This is a genomic window from Aeoliella sp. (assembly GCF_965227375.1).
Lineage (GTDB): Bacteria > Planctomycetota > Planctomycetia > Pirellulales > Lacipirellulaceae > Aeoliella.
In genome coordinates this window covers 1,191,313-1,209,126 of sequence record NZ_CBDDFX010000002.1, presented here as the reverse complement: position 1 = coordinate 1,209,126, position 17,814 = coordinate 1,191,313, and the positions used below count along the sequence as shown (strand labels likewise).

General features: G+C 61.5%; 17 protein-coding genes. 8 read left to right on the top strand and 9 right to left on the bottom strand.

Going from position 1 to position 17,814, the window contains the following annotated elements; all coding sequences use genetic code 11:
* The first annotated feature begins 231 nt into the window (after positions 1–231).
* Together ACQK2L_RS18010 and ACQK2L_RS18005 are read left to right on the top strand one after the other, a co-directional pair.
* Positions 232–1,161, top strand: a complete 930-nt coding sequence (locus tag ACQK2L_RS18010) for a YdjY domain-containing protein (protein WP_425398424.1) — start codon at positions 232–234, stop codon at positions 1,159–1,161.
* Positions 1,162–1,244: 83 nt separating this feature from the next.
* Positions 1,245–2,501, top strand: coding sequence for a PQQ-binding-like beta-propeller repeat protein (locus ACQK2L_RS18005; protein ID WP_425398423.1), 1,257 nt, complete (start codon positions 1,245–1,247; stop codon positions 2,499–2,501).
* 22 nt (positions 2,502–2,523) lie between these two features.
* Here the strand turns inward: ACQK2L_RS18005 and ACQK2L_RS18000 are convergent, their stop codons facing one another.
* Positions 2,524–3,702, bottom strand: coding sequence for a TIGR03032 family protein (locus tag ACQK2L_RS18000; RefSeq protein ID WP_425398422.1), 1,179 nt, complete (start codon positions 3,700–3,702; stop codon positions 2,524–2,526).
* Between the two features lie 64 nt (positions 3,703–3,766).
* Positions 3,767–6,049 (bottom strand): ATP-dependent helicase, encoded by a 2,283-nt coding sequence (locus tag ACQK2L_RS17995; RefSeq protein ID WP_425398421.1) that lies wholly within the window; start codon positions 6,047–6,049, stop codon positions 3,767–3,769.
* A 281-nt stretch (positions 6,050–6,330) separates the two neighbouring features.
* On the opposite strand from ACQK2L_RS17995, the gene ACQK2L_RS17990 reads away from it, so the two are divergent.
* On the top strand, positions 6,331–6,606 hold the full coding sequence (locus ACQK2L_RS17990) for a DNA-directed RNA polymerase subunit alpha C-terminal domain-containing protein (protein WP_425398420.1): 276 nt from the start codon (positions 6,331–6,333) through the stop codon (positions 6,604–6,606).
* 24 nt (positions 6,607–6,630) lie between these two features.
* Here the strand turns inward: ACQK2L_RS17990 and ACQK2L_RS17985 are convergent, their stop codons facing one another.
* The 4 genes from ACQK2L_RS17985 to ACQK2L_RS17970 all read right to left on the bottom strand — a co-directional run bounded on the left by ACQK2L_RS17985 (position 6,631) and on the right by ACQK2L_RS17970 (position 10,119).
* A complete protein-coding gene (locus ACQK2L_RS17985; RefSeq protein ID WP_425398419.1) occupies positions 6,631–7,587 on the bottom strand; it encodes a GNAT family N-acetyltransferase in 957 nt (318 codons plus the stop codon).
* Positions 7,588–7,631: 44 nt separating this feature from the next.
* Positions 7,632–7,946 (bottom strand): Rieske (2Fe-2S) protein, encoded by a 315-nt coding sequence (locus ACQK2L_RS17980; protein ID WP_425398418.1) that lies wholly within the window; start codon positions 7,944–7,946, stop codon positions 7,632–7,634.
* A 51-nt stretch (positions 7,947–7,997) separates the two neighbouring features.
* Positions 7,998–8,936 carry a lysophospholipid acyltransferase family protein gene (locus tag ACQK2L_RS17975; protein ID WP_425398417.1) on the bottom strand — a complete coding sequence of 313 codons (939 nt, stop codon included), beginning with the start codon at positions 8,934–8,936 and terminating at the stop codon, positions 7,998–8,000.
* A 106-nt stretch (positions 8,937–9,042) separates the two neighbouring features.
* The gene (locus ACQK2L_RS17970) at positions 9,043–10,119 is read right to left on the bottom strand and encodes a Gfo/Idh/MocA family protein (protein ID WP_425398416.1); all 1,077 of its coding nucleotides are present in this window, start codon (positions 10,117–10,119) and stop codon (positions 9,043–9,045) included.
* A gap of 234 nt (positions 10,120–10,353) precedes the next feature.
* On the opposite strand from ACQK2L_RS17970, the gene ACQK2L_RS17965 reads away from it, so the two are divergent.
* The 3 genes from ACQK2L_RS17965 (at position 10,354) to ACQK2L_RS17955 (ending at position 12,885) form a co-directional block, all read left to right on the top strand.
* The gene (locus ACQK2L_RS17965) at positions 10,354–10,854 is read left to right on the top strand and encodes a tRNA (cytidine(34)-2'-O)-methyltransferase (RefSeq protein ID WP_425398415.1); all 501 of its coding nucleotides are present in this window, start codon (positions 10,354–10,356) and stop codon (positions 10,852–10,854) included.
* A 174-nt stretch (positions 10,855–11,028) separates the two neighbouring features.
* Positions 11,029–11,907: a UDP-N-acetylmuramate dehydrogenase gene (gene murB / locus ACQK2L_RS17960; protein ID WP_425398414.1), complete on the top strand. Its 879-nt coding sequence runs from the start codon at positions 11,029–11,031 to the stop codon at positions 11,905–11,907.
* A 57-nt stretch (positions 11,908–11,964) separates the two neighbouring features.
* Positions 11,965–12,885: a hypothetical protein gene (locus tag ACQK2L_RS17955; RefSeq protein WP_425398413.1), complete on the top strand. Its 921-nt coding sequence runs from the start codon at positions 11,965–11,967 to the stop codon at positions 12,883–12,885.
* Positions 12,886–12,982: 97 nt separating this feature from the next.
* Here the strand turns inward: ACQK2L_RS17955 and ACQK2L_RS17950 are convergent, their stop codons facing one another.
* From ACQK2L_RS17950 to ACQK2L_RS17940, 3 genes are all read right to left on the bottom strand, one after another.
* Positions 12,983–14,365, bottom strand: coding sequence for a carbohydrate porin (locus tag ACQK2L_RS17950; protein WP_425398412.1), 1,383 nt, complete (start codon positions 14,363–14,365; stop codon positions 12,983–12,985).
* A 164-nt stretch (positions 14,366–14,529) separates the two neighbouring features.
* Entirely contained in the window at positions 14,530–14,754 is a 225-nt protein-coding gene (locus tag ACQK2L_RS17945) for a carbon storage regulator (protein WP_425398411.1), read from the bottom strand.
* 213 nt (positions 14,755–14,967) lie between these two features.
* On the bottom strand, positions 14,968–15,582 hold the full coding sequence (locus ACQK2L_RS17940) for an isochorismatase family protein (RefSeq protein ID WP_425398410.1): 615 nt from the start codon (positions 15,580–15,582) through the stop codon (positions 14,968–14,970).
* Between the two features lie 349 nt (positions 15,583–15,931).
* Between ACQK2L_RS17940 and hslV the strand changes: the two genes are divergently transcribed.
* Entirely contained in the window at positions 15,932–16,474 is a 543-nt protein-coding gene (gene hslV, locus ACQK2L_RS17935; RefSeq protein WP_425398409.1) for an ATP-dependent protease subunit HslV, read from the top strand.
* Positions 16,462–17,805: an ATP-dependent protease ATPase subunit HslU gene (hslU, locus tag ACQK2L_RS17930; protein WP_425398408.1), complete on the top strand. Its 1,344-nt coding sequence runs from the start codon at positions 16,462–16,464 to the stop codon at positions 17,803–17,805. Before hslV ends, hslU begins: the two co-directional genes overlap by 13 nt.
* The last annotated feature ends 9 nt before the right edge of the window (positions 17,806–17,814 follow it).

The following is a 17,814-nucleotide window of genomic DNA, read 5'->3' as shown; positions in this document are numbered from 1 at the left end:
ACTGCGGTCGTTGTCGACATCACTTCCCTGATACAATGCCTGGTGAGAGAATCAAGCCATTCGACGTCACACGTCCCAGTATCTTGTCAAGCCGGACTTTTCAGATAGCGATCGCAAAACGTCACCGATATTTTCAGGCGGTTGTCGAGATCACTATCCGAAAAGATTCGTTTGACAATGCACTAGTTTCGCCCGCAAACCGCACCCCCATACAAACACAGGGCTCCGAAAATGCGAACGCTAGCATCCTACCGCAAGCCATCCATGTCTGCTAGCCAGCGAGCCGCGTATTTGGCCATCGCCCTGGCAGCCATCGGGCTGTGGTTCACTCCTACAGTACGGGCCGACGAAACGCCAGCCGCTGGTGCATCGAGCGAGAAATCCGACGACACCGACAAAGGCGACGCCCTCGACCAGGCACTGAAGACCAAGCCCGCTGAGGCCGTGGCGGAAGAGGAAGATTACGAGACCCGCCGCCAGCGAGAAAAGGAAGCGCGCAAAGTCGAGCACCTACCGCCACCCAAGAACGGAACTCTGCTGGCGAAGAATGGTCGCGCCTGGATCGATCGCGAGAAGAACGTCGTCTATGTGGACGGTCGCATCTCCCTGCGCAAGGGGCAGTTGGAGATGTTCGCCTGCCCGCCCAACACCAAGGAGCACGAGTCGATCGTGTCGGTCGAGAGCGAAGCGTTCGTGCTGCACGCGGGTTTGCTGGCCGTGGGTGCGGAGATCGGCAGCCCTGTAGAATTCGCCCCCAAATACAAGCCACCCACCGGCACTAAAATCAATATCGAAGTGATATGGAAGGACAAAGAGGGCAAGCAACACAAGGCCCGCGCCCAAGACTGGATTCGCGACGCCCGAACCAAGAAGCCGATGGAACTGCCATGGGTATTTGCCGGCAGCGGGTTTTGGAAGAACGAGGAACTCGGCACTGGCGGCTACCTGGCCGACGATGGCGACCTCGTGTGCGTGGCCAACTTCAGCACCGCCATGCTCGACGTACCGGCCAAGCTCACCAGCGACAATACGGGCCTGTTGTACGAGGCCTGGACCGAGAAAATCCCGCCGCTCGGCTGGCCCGTGCGGTTGGCCTTCAAGCCGGTGCTAGAGGACGACGAAGCCGAGAAAACCGAGTCGGACAAGCCTGAAGCCGAATAACAGGCGACTTGGGGGCGTTTTTTTGGTATCATCTGGCCACGTTATCCCACCTACCTCTCCCGCCTCAACCAGGAAACGTTTCCATGCTGCATACTCGCACTTGTTTTGCGCTCGTAGTGTTCGCCCTCTTGGTCCCCACCGCAAACGCAGGCGAGTACGACTGGCCGCAGTGGATGGGCCCGAACCGTGACGGCCTCACCAAAGAAACCGGCCTGTTGAAAGAGTGGCCCGAAGACGGTCCCGAGCTGGCTTGGATGGTCCGCACGGTCGGCTTCGGCTACGCCGGTCCTTCGATTGCCGATGGGAAGATCTTCATTCTCGGATCCGTGGATGGAGAAACCTACCTCATGGCGCTCGACGAGAACGACCAGGGCAAGCAGCTTTGGGCCGCCCTGATTGGCGAAGACTTCGACAACGGCTGGGGCGATGGCCCGCGGAGCACTCCCACGGTCGACGGCGACCGTGTGTACGCCATGGCCGCCACTGGCACGCTCATTTGCTGCCAGGTATCGGATGGCAAGGAACTCTGGCGAGCCAAGATGCAGGACATGGGCGGCAGCATTCCGACTTGGGGTTACGCTGAATCTCCGCTAGTCGACGGCGACGTGGTCATCTGCACCCCGGGCGGTCCACAAGGCTCGGTCGCCGCGCTCGACAAGATGACCGGCTCCATCAAGTGGCAAAGCGAAGGCGTAACCGACGGCGCGCAGTACAGCTCGGTCGTCAAAGCGGCTCCCTCCGATCGTCAACAGTACATTCAACTGCTGGAGAAGAGAATCTTCGGCCTTGACCCGGCCAGCGGCGAGGTACTCTGGCAACAGGACGATTGGCCGGGCCGCGTGGCGGTGATTCCCACTCCGTTGACTCAGGGCAATCAGGTTTACATCTCCAGCGGCTACGGGGTAGGCTGCCGATTGATCGAGTTAGGTTCCACCGGAACTGATCCCACCACCGTTTACGACAACAAGGTGATCAAGAGCAAACACGACGGCATCGTGCTGCTCGACAACAACTTGTACGGCTATTCCGATGGCGGCGGTTGGACCTGCCAACGACTGCGCGACGGTAAGCGGGAGTGGAGCGAAAAAGGAAAACTAGGCAAAGGCTCGATCGGCTACGCCGACGGAATGCTCTACTGCCTGGCCGAGAAGTCGGGCGAAGTCGTGCTGCTGGATGCCACCACCGAAGGCTGGCAGGAGCACGGCCGCTTCACCCTGAGTCCGCAAACTGAGTTTCGCAATCCCAAGGGCGGCATCTGGTGCCATCCGGTGATTGCCAACGGCAAGCTCTACCTGCGCGACCAGGAGTTGTTCTTCGCGTTCAACGTGAAGGCGGAGTAACGCCGACTCGCGTCGCAAAAAGTCACTTTCGTAAGTCGGCAGGCACTTCGGCCAGCGCGGCGTCGCCCAGCACATACGAACGACCGATCAGTTCGGCGTCGTGGTTCACTAGGTCGGGGAATCGGATTCCCGGCAGCACCTCGACGGCGAAGATCTCCTGCACGCCTGCTTCGAACTTGCAGAAGGCGATGGTCTGTCCGGTCTCGATGTTGACGACCCACATACCGCAGGTGCGTTCTTCGGCCTGCTTCAAGCGTTCGACGAGCGGTATGCCACTGAACACGGCCGACTCGCGAACCTGCGACAAGCCGACGAACGCGAGTGGTCCGTAGAAACTCAATCCCCGCGTAAAGCCGGGGAACTGGGCGACCGCTTCGTACTTGCCAGTCGCTGGGTCCACGGTGCCGAGCGTTCCTTCGCCGCTTTCCAACAGCCACAGCCGGCCGTTGTACCAACGCGGCGAGTGCGGCATCGAAAGTCCACGGGCGATAGTCTCGCCCGAATCCAAGTCGATCAGAACGCCGCCGTTGCGTTTGTTCTCGCGCCAACCGCCGGGCTGGGTGGTCTCGCCCAGCGCGGTTACGTAGCGGACGCGCCCATCGCGCACCGCCAGGCCATTCAGATGGCATGCATCACCGGGTGAGAGGTGCTCGATGAACTTCGGCCGCCACACCGGCTCAAAACTGTTCTCGTCGCTCCGCACCGCCAGGCAACTGAAGGCGGTGTTGACGAACAACAATTCCTTTCTGCTTCGCTGTGTGGGAAGGCTCTCGCCATTCACCCACGCCATTTCGTGGATCTGCACGTCGCCGGTGCAATGACTCCGCCGCGGCAAGTAGCAGGCATCGTGCTTCGCGCCGCCGGTGGGATACTCTTCCGACTCGTCCAGCTTTGCACACACGGCCGGCACGTTGTGGAACTCCCACACGTCGACACTACAGCCCACCGCCAGTCGCCCTCCGTCGACCGCCAGCCCCATCGGCTTCATGAGGTTGCGAAAGTGCGTGTTGAGTACGCCCCCGTCGTTTCGCAACACCACCAGCTTGCCAGCTTGATAGGTGGTAACCAGCACCGAGGCGCCAATCTGCCCCAGCACCTCCGGCAGCGTCGTGGTATGAACACTGCGCAACGGATCTTCCGCTGGATCGCCCGTCGGATCGATCGGCGCTGCATCGTCTGGCGTGGCGGGCGTGTCGCTCATGGAATCCAATAGACACGCTGGATGAGCAGATTTCCAGACCAACGCGAATGCAACTCGCGGGTCATCAACCCTGAGCGGGCCGCAGTTGGCTGTGCACCAACACGAATCGCCGTTCGCCAGCGGCGGCGAACTGCACGGTTGCCTTCCGCGCCGAGCCGGAACCGCCGAGCGCGGTGATCTTCCCAGGACCAAACTCCGGGTGCACGACCGTCATGCCCAGAGAGAACACATCGGGTGAAACCTTGGAGTGCTTGGTCGACTTGCCGCCGGCAAGCTGCGCTGCGGTCGTCAATCCGGCGGCAACCGGTAATTTGGGCGCGGGAGATTTGGGCACGTCGATTTGGGTCGATGGCTCCTCGTACTGCTCGTCGACTCCGTACGTGTCGTAGTCGTCGGCATAGAAGTCGAGATCGTCGCTGCGGGCGTCGACCATTTCGAGTTGTTCGCGCGGCATTTCCATCAGGAAGCTGCTCGGAATGGCCATCCGCCGCTGCCCGCGATACTCGCGCATCCGCACGTAACTCATCTGCAGTTGTTCTTTGGCCCGCGTGATGCCCACAAACGCCAGCCGCCGCTCTTCTTCCAAACCTTCGGCGTTGTCCCGCGAACGTTCGTGCGGCAGGATGCCGTCCTCCAGGGCGATGAGGTACACCACGGGAAACTCCAGTCCCTTCGTGGCGTGCAGGGTCATCAGCGTGACTTTGTCGGCCTCGGTTTCCCAGTCGTCGGTCTCGTTCACCAGCCACGTACGCTCGAGGTAGGCTTCCAGGCCGCCATCGCCGAACTCCTCGCTTTGTTCATCGAACTGGCGCGCGTCGGTCAACAGTTCCTCGATGTTCTCCAGCCGCGACTGGTCCTCCTCGTCGCCACTTTCGCGCAGGGCCTTGGAGTAGCCGCTCTTTTCGATCACCGTGCCGATCACCGCCTCGACCGAGTCGGATGCCAACGAGGCGACTTCGTCAATCAGCTTCACATATGACAACAGCGAGTTGGCCGCCCGCTTCGTCATCCCTTCAATCGAATCGGCCTGCCGCGCGGCGTCGAGCAACGACGTGCCATAGCGGTACGCGTGCAGGTTTAGCCGCTCGATCGACTTCTTGCCCACACCACGCGTGGGTGAGTTGACCGATCGATCGAACGCCACGTCGTCGTGCGAGTTGTTGGCCAACTGGCAGTAGGCAAGCACGTCCTTGATTTCCTTGCGGCCGTAGAATTCCTGTCCGCGAACCATCTGGTACGGCACACCGGCGGCGCGGAGCGCTCGCTCCATCGATCGCGAGAGGGCGTTGGTGCGATAGAACACCGCGAAGTCACTCGCCCGACGCTGGCCACCTTCTATCGCGGCGCGAATCTCCTCGGCGATGCCGCCCGCTTCCAAATCCTGGTCGGCATACGCGATCAGGCGCACCGGCCGACCTTCGCCGTTGTCGGTGAACAGCGACTTCTGCTTCCGCCGGGTGTTGTGAGCGATCAACTCATCGGCCACACGCAAGATGCTCTTGGTACTGCGATAGTTCTGCTCGAGCCGCACCACGTGGACCTGGGGGAAGTCGCGTTCGAATTCCAAAATGTTCGTGATGTCCGCTCCCCGCCAACCATAGATCGACTGATCGGGATCGCCAGTGGCCGCCAGGTTCGGATGATCGACCGACAACGCCTTGAGAATCACGTACTGCGCTTTGTTGGTGTCCTGGTACTCGTCGACCAGCACGTAGCGAAAACGGTCGTCGAGTTGTGCGCGGACTTCCGGATTGTGATATAGCAGCGACGCGACGTGCATCAGCAAATCGTCGAAGTCCACGGCCGCCGACTGCAACATCCGCTGCTGGTACGCCGGGTAGACCTGCGCGACGATCTCCGACAGCGGCGAGTCGCGGCGGGCTTTGTAGTCGTCGGCCGTGATGAGCTTGTTCTTGGCAGCGCTAATGGCCCCGGCGATGCGGTCGGGCGAGTAGCCCATCACGTGGATCCGCTCGGCCTCGAGCACCCGCTTGAGCACCTGCCGACTGTCGGACGTGTCGTAGATGGTGAAGTTCGGCGCCAGCCCCACCAGTTCGCCATGCTCGCGGAGCATCCGAGCGCCGAAGCGGTGAAATGTGCTTACCCACACGGCCTCGCCCGGCACCAGCGACTGAATGCGGTTGCGCATCTCGCTGGCGGCCTTGTTGGTGAACGTGAGCGCGAGAACCTGCCGGGAGCGAACACCTTGCTCCAGCAAATGAGCAACGCGGTGCGTCACCACCCGCGTCTTTCCGCTGCCGGGACCTGCGAGAATGAGCAGCGGTCCATCGACATGCAACACCGCTTCGCGCTGCGCTTCGTTCAGATTTTCAAGCAGCGAGGTCATGGTAATTGGAGTTGGCAGGGATGATTCAGTTCGCTGGTTTAACTATAGGCGTCTGCTTGCATTTGCTCCATGCACCTCCGCTAGCGTTGGTGCAGGGAAGTCGAAAAATTTCGTCAAACCGCCGCGCCGGCGAGCGACAATCTGCTATACTTCCGCCTTCATGACTGCAAAGGGCCAGGGACGCGCCCCCGTTGGTGTCCGCAACGGCCGCTTGCAGAGTGCCGCGACATTTCAGCGTTTGAATTGCCGCAATTCACTCACCCAGGGAGGGATTCCCCGCTATGACTCGCATTCCTCTGAATCGTGCGGAAACCGACAGTCAAGAGATGGAGAGCCGGCTCGAAATGAGCACCGCTGAAATCGGCCTGGCGGTCCGCACCACCAATTGCCTTGAAGAGAAAGGCGTGTTCACGGTGCATGACTTGCTGAACTGCACCCGCGACGACTTGCTTTCGATCTCCAACTTCGGCGAGAAGACTCTCGAAGAAGTTTACGGCGCGCTCGAGAAGCACGGCTTCTTTCGACCCGGCCGCCAGATGCCACGCCAGGCCAAGTAGCCTCGCGCAGCGGCAGCTATCGAACTAACGGGCTTCGCGGCGATAGACCAAACCATGGTCGATCGGCGCGAAGCCCAGTTTTTTATAGAACTCGATGGCCGGCGCGTTGGTGAGCATGGTCTGCGTCTCGATCATGGAAATGCCGCGCTTGTGCAGTTCCTTGAACGCCTCGCTCAAAAGGTACGTGCCGTAACCGTGCCGGCGACATTCGTCGTCGACCCATAGCTCGAACATCCCGGCCACGCGTAGTCCCCAACTGCTGGCCAGTGGTTCGACATCCCAGAATGTGGCGCTCGCCACGACCTTGTCCTGCCTGCGGCGGCGGAGCAGGAACTGAATCCGCTCGAGGCTGCCGTATACCGAGGTGGTCCACCAGTTGTGCGTCACCGGCGAGTACAACGTCTCGAAGTTCACTTCGCGGGCCACCTTGCGTTGCTCGCGGTTGACCATCGGGCGAAACCGAACCAGGTCGCGCTGCAGCACCACGACACGGCCTCGCTCGCGATACTGGTGGCGGGCCAGCAGCTCGCGCCGATTGGTGTCGGATAGCAAAATGCCGGGCAGCTCGCTGCCGCCGTACAACCCCAGGTAGAACCCGTTGAGCGGATTGATCCCGCCGCCGTACAGCACCTTGGCACCGCGCTCGCGGAGGTAGGCCTCGCTCCGCTCGAGCAGTTGGTCGGCCAGGTCGGTGGACCACAGGTCCTCCTGCACCATCACCATGTGGGTGGTGCCCATGCTGGTGTCGAGGTCGTCGAACTCGTTATTCGGTCCGAACCCGGCGTGGGCGAAGCCCACCAGTTGGTCGCCGTCGTAGGCGACGATGAACCCCTTTGGGTCGAAGTACTGCTTGGAAAACAGGCACAACTCCAGCACGCTTGCAGACACTGGCTGGGCCAAGCCGCGTTGCGGAGGCTGGCACGACCACAACTGGGCAATGCGCGGAGGATCGGAATTGCGGAACGGACGGAATGAATACACGCGGCGAGTGATCCACGGGCCGGCGCTGGGCCAACGGGCGAGTTCTACGGTTTTGGCAGTTCAACCTGTATGGTACCGCCCGACTCGCGGACACGGTAGGCGGTCTGCCGGATCGACTCGCTCAGCAGTTGTTTGCCGGTGCGAACGTCGTATTGCCACCCGTGCCAGGGGCAGGTGAGCACACACCCCGATAATTCCCCACTCGCCAGCGGCCCGCCCTGATGGGCACAAATGCCGTCGAGAGCGAAATAGTCGCCGTCGACGTTGGCCACCACCACGATCGACTCGCCGACCACCGCCTCGATGCACGAGCCTGGTGGACAATCGGCCACCGTCGCCACTTCAATCCACTCGCCCATAGGAATCGGCTGTCCAGTACTCACAGGAAGTCACGCCAAATCGACTGCACGCTACGCCGCCTTCGCCCGCCGCGCGAGCCGCTTGAGCACCTTCTCCGGAGGATTTCCTTTCCAGCGTTTGTGGATCCACCAGTACTGCTCGGGCGCGGTGCGGATCAGTCGCTCCAAGCAACCAGTGTACCATTCCGTCATCGGCTGGACACCGGCATGCGGGAAGTCTTCGGCGGCTGGATCGACCACGTCGGCCACGTCGACGTCGTACTGGAGCATTCGCCGCTTGCGCCGCACTCCTACCACCATGGTGGGAGCTTTGAACGACAACGAAAACAGCGCAACCGCTTTGTGCGTGGAAGCTGGCTTGCCGAAGAACGGTACCCAGCAACCTTTGTGCCCCGCGGCTTGATCGCCCAACAACGTGAGCGCCCCACCAGAGGAGAGTAACTCTTCGATCATCTCGCCGCTGCCATGCTTGGGCAGCATGTGTTGACCGGTCCGCCCGCGGAACTCGTTGACGAACCGATCGACGTAGGCGTTGTCGAGCTTCCGCGCCACGGTGTGAGTGGGAAAGCCAAACAGTCCCATCAAGTAGCCACCCAGTTCGAAGTTGCCGTAGTGACCGCTGATCACGACGCTGGGCCGAGTGGTGTACATCACGCGGATGATCGTCTCGCAGTCGGGCACGTCAAACATCTCGCGCCAGTTGGTGCGATGCACCTTGCGCGGCGTGTGCGCGATTTCCATGACCATCAAGAACAAGTGCCGCCACATCTCGTGCGATGTGCGGCGAACCTGCTCGTCGGTGGCGTGAGGGAATGCAATGCGGAGATTCTCCGCCAGCACCTTCCGCCGCACTGGAATCACTTTGGTGAACAACAGCGCCAAGAGATCGGCGATCCGCTCACACAGCCGCGGCGGTACGGCTTGTACGAAGGCGATCAGCACGCGCAGCACCAAGTAGCCGGCGTAGTCCTTTGCGTTGCGAAACGTCACGCGGCAGTCCTTTGTCGCGAGTAACAGCCAGTCCTTTGCAATGGGTCGTAGTTTGGCAAATTGGCGCAATTCGGGGGAGGGCAGTTTGCACCGGCCTTGGTGCTAGCTACTTCTTCCCCTTCATCACCGGGTCGCTCTTCAGTGGCAGTTTCACTGGTTTGCCACTTTGAGCTGACTTGTAGATCGCCAGAATGATCTCCACCGCCTTGCGGCCTTCGTGGCCATCGACGATCGGCGTGCCGTCCTTGTTGATGGCCTTGATAAAGTCGGCAAACTGCATCGCGTGGCCATGATGGCCGATGGCCGAAGGGTCGCTGGCGCCGCCGCCGCCGCTCTTACGCTTGGCCATGGCCGCGTGAATCGCCTTGTCGGCGGCTCGCGTCTTGGCGAAGTCCCACGACTTGATGTCTTCTTCCTCGATCGAAGCCGAGCCCGTGGAGCCGTGAATCTCCACCTTCTTCAGGTAGCCCGGATAGGCGGCCGTGGTGGCTTCGATCACACCCAGCGCGCCGGAGGCGAACCGCAACGTCGCCACGGCCACGTCTTCCACTTCAATCCGCTCATGGGCCAGCGTGTCGGTCAGCGCGCAGATCTCGGTCACGTCGCCCATCAGCCACTGCAAGAGGTCCACGGTGTGAATCGCCTGGTTCATCAGCGCACCGCCGCCGTCGAGCTTCCAGGTACCGCGCCAGGCGCCGCTGTCGTAATACTCTTGCGAGCGATACCACTTGATGTACGCGTCGCCCAACGTCACGCGGCCGAAGCGTCCACCGTCGATGGCCTTCTTCAAGGTCTTCGGTGCGTCGTGGAACCGCGAAGGGAAGATCGTGGCGAGCTTCACGCCGTGCTTCTCGCACGCCTTGATCACCGCGTCGCATCGCTTGAGCGTAATCTCCAGCGGCTTCTCCACGATCACGTGCTTGCCTGCCTTCGCAGCTTCGACAGCGGGCTCCATGTGCGCACCGCTGGGGGTGCCGATCGACACGGCGTCGATTGCATCGTCGGCCAGCATCTCTTCCAATGTCTCATACGCGGTGATGCCTACTTCGTCGGCAAACCGCTTAGCGGAATCGGGGTTGCGGTCGTAACATCCCACCAACTTTCCGCCGCGAACGTCTTCGAGCGCGCGGTGGTGAAAGCGGCTAATCATGCCGCAGCCAATCATTCCGAATCCGATAGCCATATTGTTGCCGGTGGGGGTTAAAAGGGTTGTTGGCGATAGCAAACCACGTCGAACCGCGTATTATAAGGGGCTAGCCAGCGGTCCACTACCGACGGCGGTTCCGAAAACACGGATACCGATGCCGCTGAAACCAAACCCCACACAAACACGCCGTGTTTCGAGACGAGCCTCGTCCGATTTCCCTCCCTGCAAAAGGGGGAGAGCGAGGACAAGCAACCTCGAACAGCTCCAGCCATGGAACCTGAACCCTACAAGCCGCTGCTGCACATCGTCCTCTACCAGCCGGAGATTCCCTACAACACCGGCAGTGTGGGGCGGACGTGTGTGGCGGTGGGGGCCAAGTTGTGGTTGGTGCGGCCACTCGGCTTTCAGGTGGACAACTACCACCTGCGGCGCGCGGGGCTCGACTATTGGCAGCACCTCAACTGGCAGGTGGTCGACGACTGGCAGCAGCTCCGCAGCGAACTGGCCGATCGCCGATTCTGGTACTTCACCAAGTTCGCCACCGGCAAGCTGGGCGACGCGGAGTTCACGCCCGGCGACGTGTTGGTGTTCGGCCGCGAGTCGCAAGGGCTGCCCGAGGAAATCCGCAACTCCGATCCCGAGCGCTGCCTGCGGATCGCCTGCCGCCCGGAAGTCCGCAGCCTGAATCTCTCGAACAGCGTCGCGGTCGCCTGCTACGAGGCACTCGGACAGTGGCAGCGTGGCGGTGTGGACGTTCCGCTGCCCGACTAGAGCACACTACAGATATTGTGGCGTGTATTTTCTGCAAATTCGCCGCCGCAGACGCTACACGCCCGTGCGGCACGCACCTAGGCGGTTAGGATTGGTAAAACGAGGCCCGTCAGGTCTGGATTGACTCCGAAGGCCTAAACCATCAGGATGCGGTAGACACGGAGAGCACTCAACATGGCTATTGCAAGCGAATTCGAAAGCATCATCAAACCTTCCCACCCGCTCGCCCGGCGGACGTGGCTGGGATTGGGCGGCCCGGCAGAGTATTTTGCCGAGCCTCGCAGCGTCGACGAATTGATCGCGCTGGTGGGGCGATGCGGCGCCGAAGGCATTGCCACGCGGCTTCTCGGCGGCGGGTCGAACCTGCTGGTGCGCGAGGAAGGCGTCAGCGGCATGGTCATCAGCCTCGCCGATCCGGCGTTTGGCGAGACCTCGGTCTCCGGTTCCACGCTTAAAGCGGGCGGAGGAGCTTCACTGGCGCACGTCATCAACGAGTCGGTTCGCGCCGGCCTCGCCGGGCTCGAACCGATGGTCGGCATTCCTGGCACCGTGGGCGGAGCGCTGCATGGCAATGCGGGCAGCCGTGGCGGCGACGTCGGGCAGTGGGCCAGCAGTGCTACCGTGCTCACTCGCTCTGGCGAAGTCTGCGAGCGGCAGCGGGACGAGTTGGTGTTTGCCTATCGTGAAAGCAGCCTCGACGAGCTGGCCATCCTGGATGTCTCGTTCGATCTCGAGCAGGACGACGCCGAGCAACTCACCAAGCGAATGCAGAAGCAGTGGATCGTCAAGAAAGCGGGCCAGCCGATGTCGCATCAGCGGACCGCTTGCTTGTTCAAGAACCCGCGCGGCATGAGTGCTAGCATGCTCATCGAGCAGGCGGGTCTTGCTGGCGCCAGCGTCGAAGGGGCCGAGCTTAGCAGTCGCCACTCGAACTTTGTGGTGGTGGCCGACGACGCCAAGAGCAGTCACGTCCTGAAGCTCATCGACCAGATCCGCAGCCGCGTGGCCGAGCGACTTGGGGTTGAGCTGGAAACGCAGCTCGAAATCTGGTAACAAACGCCTCGGTTTGTACTCCATGCTTCTTTCTGTGCTCGCCCTCAAGGATGTGGGATGGCCAGCAGCGACGACACCAACACGGACCCAAATGCCAAGCGAACTGCGCCGCGAATGCGCTTCCTGGTGGTGGCCGTGGTTCTGGTTGCTGCCGGAGTAGGGGCTCGCAAGGCGTGGGACTCGATGCACGCGAGCCTCGCCTCGTCGCCAAGGTACAAGCTCACGGCCGCGGTGCTGCAGATCACGCCCGATACGCCAACGTGGATCCGCGCCGACGTGAAAGCCCAGGTGCTCCGCGACGCGGGGCTCACCGATTCGCTTTCGCTGCTCGAGCCGCCCGAAGTGATCCAACAGCGACTTGTCGACGCGTTCGAGTTGCACCCTTGGATCCGTAAAGTGGAAAAGGTGGTCCTGGCAGGACCTGGTCGCATTGAAATGACCGTGTCGTACCGCCAGCCGATCGCGGTAGCCGAAGTGACCGCTGCCGGACAAACCAACCTGGTGCTGCTCGACACCGACGCGGTCCGCCTGCCCGACGGAAACCTGACCGACGTGCACAAGTCGTACCTGCCAAGAATCTCCGACATCCACGAGCGCCCACAAGAAGGCGATGCGTGGAGCGACGCGCGGGTGCGTGGTGCGGCCGCGTTGGCGACGCAACTCGGCGGCGTTTGGGAACGGCTCAGCCTGCTGGAAATCGTCCCCTCGCCCCATCCGGAAATCCTCCGCGCCAATCGCTACTACACGTACGACATCCGTGCCACCTACGGCACGGTGATCCACTGGGGCGCGGCTCCCGGTTACGATCCCCCCGGGGAGAGTCCCTTCCAGGAGAAGCTCTCCCGGCTCACTGGCTGGATCGAGCAAAACGGCTCGCTCGACTCTCTCAACTCACCCCAGTCAATCGACGTCCGCGATTCGCTGTACATCGAAAAGCGGATCGCCAAGCAGGACGATTCGGACGAAGTGGTGCGGTAAACGCGGCGCCGCGCACCCGTAGCCGGATTCGCAAGAATTCGGAACGTAGCCAGGACATCCGCATTCTTGCGAATCCGGCTACGATTGCGATGTCACCTTACATTCCGGCCGACAGCCGCAATCCGGCCACCACGGCTGTGTCGAGGCCGACTACCGCTGGTTCGATCACTTGCAGGTCGCCGGTCAGGTGCATTCCTTTGGCGATGGCGGTGCTGTAGAAGATCTCCACGCCGTCGACGTCCTGTAGCGGCAGTACTCCGCTGAACAGGTTCTTCAGGTCGTTGCTGATGCCGGTGTGGAAGTAACCCATGCCAAACCGATCGTGCGGTCGGGCGTCGTTGAAGCCGGTGGCTTGGAGGCTGATGTTGGCCGACCAACCGATGGGGCTGGTGGCCTCGTCGGCGATGCCCCATTGGCTCAACACCGCCACGTTGCGCTTGGGATTGCAGCAGTCCATCCACAGCGTCTGTTCGTAGATGTAGGCCAGCGTGTAGGCGCCGCCCTGTGGCGTGGCGACTAGTCCTTCGTCGGGGATGATTACAAAGCTGGTAGGATCGAACGCGACAAACTCGCCCGTCGACCAGATGCCACCGAACCCGTGCGACCCTGGCAGCCCGTTGCGCTCGGTGAAGAACCGCCAGTAACCAAAGATGTTTGCACCGTTGTCGAACAGGTCGTCCAGTCCGCTGGTGGTCGCCACGTTCTTCGTATCATAAACCACAATCAGTCCCTGCACCTGCTTGCCATGCATTTTCAGAGCGCCCACGTTCATCATCGACAACGGGGCGACCCGAGCCATGGACACCGGCAGCAGCAGCGAAGCATTCATGAACCCATCGACACCGCGACCTGTCTGCGGATAGAGCAGTTGCAAGAAGTCGATGAAGTTGGTCTTGCCGAAGGTCAACTGCACGTCGTCGGAGATCGCCTGGGCAAACGACAGGTTGGTGATCGCGGTATCGTGCTCGCCCGACTTGGGATAGAGCATGGCCGTGTTGACCGGCGCGAAGACCACCGCTTCCTGATTCACGTCGTCGCCGAAACGGGTTTCGGCGTGCAGTGTCATGGTCATCCCATCCCACAGGCCGAGCTTGCCGGCGTCGAGAAGAAGGAACTGGTCGACCTTGCCGCCGTACTCGAAATCCTGAGCCACCCCGCCGCTAGCGACACCTTGGTAGAATTGCGTGAGTCCCGGGGCGTAGATCACGCCGCAGTCGGCCATCTGCTTCATCATTGGCGTCAGGCGGCACATCAGTTCGTCGCACATTGGGAAGCTGCAGCAGTAGCCACAATCCGACAAGCAACCGTCGCAACAACTCGAGCAGCAACCAGCCGAGTCGCAGCAGTCGGGCTGGGCCATGTCGCAGTAGCAGGACGCGAGTTGAACATCTTCCCACGTCTGGCCCCAAGTCACCGGCGCAAGAAGCACCAAGCAAGCCGCGCCTATAGCGCGAACTCCAGCCAAGATCGAACGTTCCATCGCCAACCCTCCGTGCTTGCGAAAGAGCGTGCAAGGTGCACACCGCCAGATCTGCTATCGTCGCTTCGCGGGGGATTGCCGCATGAGGAGATGTTTGCGCGGGACTGTAGCGATTGTGCTAGTTGCACCAATGGACAATCGTCGGCAATAGACTGAACGAAGCCTTACGCTTCCTGCTCGTCTCCATTGAAGATCCGTAGCGCGTCGACCGACTGCTCGGCTTCGACTTGGGACTGCATTTCGTCGGCCAATTCGCCGCGCACAACGGCCAACTCGGGCGGAGCTTCGATGCCCAAGCGCACGCCGCCGGAACTTAGCTTCACCACGGTGATAGCAATGTCCGGACCGATCTGAATTCGTTCACCCGCTTTACGAGAGAGCACTAACACGCCGTCGTTCCTTCTGGTGCGTGAAGGGATGCAGTTATCGAGGCAACGAAAAAATGGCTCAAATCACGGAAGGATGCAATTGCTTACTTCCAGGGCAACTTACCCACGCAAGGCTGGCATTGCAAGCGGTTGAGGTACCCCACGCCGGGAAAACCGCAGCGGCTGCACGAGCTTTCAGCACCCCAGCTCGCCCAGCTTCACTCGCCTTCCAGATTAGGGAGCTGATTCGCGTACGAGTTGGCTGATCTGCTTGAACTCCGGCGTGCCCGACACTTCGCACCACTCGAACAGCGCCGCCTCGGTAGTGGTGAGTACCACGCCGGCCGAATCGAGTCGCCGCAGTGCCATGTCGTAGTCGAGCGAGAAGCGAGTGCCCGTCGCATCGACCGCGAGCAACACCTGAAACCCGGCAGCCAACAGATCGTAGGCTGTCTGCAGAACGCACACATGTGTTTCGATGCCGGCCAACAACACGCGATGCCGACCGCCGGAGTCGAGTTGCTCGATCTGCCGCGCGAAAACGTCCGTGCAACCGGCCGAACTGAACGTGAGCTTACTGGCCGCCGGCGAGGTAAGTCGGCTGGCGAGCGGCTCGACGGTGGGCCCCAACTTTTCGGGATACTGCTCCGTGGCCACGACTTCCACGCCCAGCAGCTTCGCGCCATCCAGCAGTCGACGGGTGTTCCAGACAATCCGCTCGTGGTGCTGAATCACCGGCACCAGCCGCTCCTGCAGATCGACCAGGCACAGCAAAGTGTCGCTGGCGTTCATCAGTTCGGGACTGCGGGGCAGGGCACCTTCGGAGTTTATTGCTTCATTCGGGGTCATGGCTGTTTAGAATAGCAGCTAGCCGACGCCCGGCACAGCCAAGCACCCCGCTCTGTTGAAAGTCCACTTTGTCCGAGCCCAAAACCCTCTGCGACTGGTCGAAAACGGACCTCGCTAAACACTCCAAGGACTTGGCCGCGTTGGTCCACGCCCCCAAGTACTTCTGCACCAAGTGCGCACGCGTGGCAAACGACAAACGGGTGCTGTGCAAGTCCAAGAAACTGCCCCAGCCGGCGAAATCCAAATCGACGTAGTGGAGTCGGTAACCACGTACCCCTGGCCTGAGCGGCTCGATCTGCGACAATAGTTGGAAATTGCCCTTCTTACGAAGCCGCCGGAGATGCCGCCGATGAAGTTCCGCTCCACAACCATTCTCACCGTGCGCAAGGACGGCATGGTCGCCATGGGCGGCGATGGCCAGGTGAGCCTGGGCCAAACCGTGATGAAAGGCGACGCTCGCAAGGTTCGCCGTCTGGTGGATGGAAAAGTGATGGCCGGCTTCGCCGGGGCTGCGGCCGACGCCTTCGCGCTCTTGGAACGCTTCGAAGAGAAGCTGCGAGACTACCCAGCCAACATGCCTCGCGCGGCAACCGAACTGGCCAAGGAGTGGCGCACCGACCGCGCGCTGCGGCGGCTCGAAGCGCTGATTGCCGTGGCCGATGCCAAGGACACGCTGTTGGTCTCGGGCACCGGCGACGTGATTCAGCCCACCGACGGCATCCTGGGCATCGGCTCGGGCGGCAACTACGCCCTGTCGGCGGCTCGGGCACTGGCCGAGCACTCCGATCTGTCGGCCGGCGAGATCGTTCGCAAAGCCCTCGAGATCGCCGGCGACATCTGTGTCTACACCAATCACAACATTGTGATCGAGGAACTCGCGTGCACGACCTGACCCCTCGCCAAATCGTCGAACAACTCGATCGCCACATCGTCGGCCAGGCCGACGCCAAGCGCGCGGTGGCCGTGGCCATTCGCAACCGCTGGCGGCGTCAGCAGCTCGACGAAGAGCTGCGCAAAGAAGTCGCGCCCAAGAACATCCTGATGATGGGCCCCACGGGCGTCGGCAAGACCGAAATCGCCCGCAGGCTGGCGACGCTGACCGGTGCGCCGTTCATCAAAGTGGAAGCCACCAAGTACACCGAAGTGGGCTACTACGGCCGCGACGTCGAAAGCATGGTCCGCGAACTGGTGGAGAACGCCATCTCGCTGGTCCGCGAAGAGGAGCTGGCAAAAGTCGAAGAAGAGGCCAAGCGGCGCGTGGAAGAGCGTCTGCTCGACATGCTCGCGCCCGCTCCTCACAGCTACGACGTGGGCGTCGACTCGGACAACTCGCCCGAACGCTACGAGCGGACCCGCGAAAAAATGCGGGCGATGCTGGCGGGCGGCGAGATGGAGAATCGCACGGTCGAGATCAAGGTCGAGCAAAAAGCCCAAGCGATGATGATCCCCGGCATGGGCCCAGGCAGCGACCAGATGGACTTCGACTTCCAGGGCATGCTCGACAAGATCCTGCCGAAGAACGTATCGCGCCGCGAAATGACCGTGGCCGAAGCGCGCCGCGTGCTGTTCGAACAGGAGTGCGAAGCGCTGATCAACCAGGAAACCGTGAACGCCAAGGCGATCGAGCTCGCCGAGGACATGGGCATCATCTTCCTCGACGAGATCGACAAGGTCGTCGCCACCGAAGGCGGCCGCGGCGCGGATGTCTCGCGGCAGGGCGTGCAGCGCGACCTGTTGCCAATCGTCGAGGGAACCACCGTACAAACCCGCTACGGCTACGTTCGCACCGACCACATCCTGTTCGTCGCCGCCGGAGCGTTCCACCGCGCCAAGCCCAGTGAGCTGATGCCGGAGTTGCAAGGACGGTTCCCGATTCGTGTGGAGTTGAATGACCTGACCAAGGACGACTTCGTCCGCATACTCACCGAACCGAAGAGCGCGCTCACCAAGCAGTACGCCGCGTTGATGAACACCGAAGGCGTCACTGTCGAGTTCATGCCCGACGCCGTCGAAACGCTGGCCGACTATGCGTTCCAAGTGAACCAGTCGACGCAAAACATCGGCGCCCGACGACTCTACACCATCATGGAACGGCTGCTGGAAGAACTAAGCTTCGAAGCCCCCGACATGAAAATGGGCAAAGTGCAAATCAACGCCGCCTACGTCCGCGATCGATTGGAAGCAGTAACGTCGGATGAGGACCTGAGTAAGTTCATTCTCTAAGCGAGTATT